Source organism: Thalassotalea sp. G20_0, from assembly GCF_017744175.1.
Classification (GTDB): Bacteria; Pseudomonadota; Gammaproteobacteria; order Pseudomonadales; family Endozoicomonadaceae; genus Endozoicomonas.
Genome location: NZ_JAGHQV010000229.1, coordinates 1 through 1,180, shown reverse-complemented (window position 1 = coordinate 1,180; position 1,180 = coordinate 1). Strand labels below are relative to the sequence as shown.

The window sequence follows — 1,180 nt, the reverse complement described above, 5'->3', positions numbered from 1 at the left end:
GTCCGCTCCTGTCTGTTGTCCACCAGTTTTGCTATGGCCCACAGCAGGTTGGCGATACCCTGGGCATTAAATTGGTCTTTCTGTGCGATCACGTGGGGCAACAGTGCGGCCACGGCCTCGTTGAGCCTTGGTGTCTGCTCCTGCCCGCTGTCCACCAGTTTCGCTATGGCCCACAGCAGGTTGGCGATATCCTGGGCATTAAATTGGTCTTTCTTTACGTTTACGGGGGGCAACAGCGCCGCCACGGCCTCGTTGAATTCTGGAGTCTGCTCCTGCCCGTTGTCCACCAGTTTCGCCATGGCCCACAGCAGGTTGGCGATATGCTGACGAATAAATTGGTCTTTCTGTGCGTTCACGTGGGACAACAGCGCGGCCACGGCCTGGTTGAGTTCTGGAGTCTGCTCCTGGCCGTTGTCCACCAGTTTCGCCACGGCCCACAGCAGGTTGGCGATGCCCTGGGCCTTAAATTGGTCTTTCTGTGCGTTCACATGGGGCAACAGTACGGCCACGGCCTCTTTGAGCCCTTGTGTTCTCGCCTGTTGGTTGTCCACCAGTTTCGCCATGGCCCACAGCAGGTTGGCGATACCCTGTGGTTTAAAGTTAGCTTTCTGTGCGTTCACGTGTGGCAACAGCGCGGCCACGGCCTGTTTGAGCTCTGGTGCCCGCTCCTGCCCGTTGTCCACCAATTTCGCCATGGCCCACAGCAGGTTGGCGATTTCCTGTGGTTTAAAGTTAGCTTTCTGTGCGTTCACGTGGGGCAACAGTGCGGCCACGGCCTGTTTGAACTCTGGTGCCCGCTCCAGCCCGGTGTCCACTAGCTTCGCCATGGCCCACAGCAGGTTGGCGATTTCCTGTGGTTTAAAGTTAGCTTTCTGTGCGTTCACGTGGGGCAACAACGCGGTCACGGCCTCTTTGAGCCCTGGTGTCCGCTCCTGCCCGTTGTCCACCAGTTTCGCCATGGCCCAAAGCAGGTTGGCGATATGCTGAGGAATAAATTGGTTTTTTTGTGCGTTCACGTGGGGCAACAGCGCGGCCACGGCCTCTTTGAGCCCCGGTGTCCGCTCCTGCCCGATGTCCACCAGTTTTGCCATGGCCCACAGCAGGTTGGCGATGCCCTGGGCATTAAATTGGTCTTTCTGTGCGTTAACGTGGGGCAACAGCGCGGCCACGGCCTCTTTGA

At 58.2% G+C, this 1,180-nt stretch carries 1 protein-coding gene; it reads right to left on the bottom strand.

Annotation, left to right across the window (positions count from 1 at the left end; all coding sequences use genetic code 11):
* Positions 1–1,180 (bottom strand): DUF1601 domain-containing protein (locus J7438_RS25700; RefSeq protein WP_209278880.1); only part of this gene is annotated, 1,180 nt, incomplete at both ends.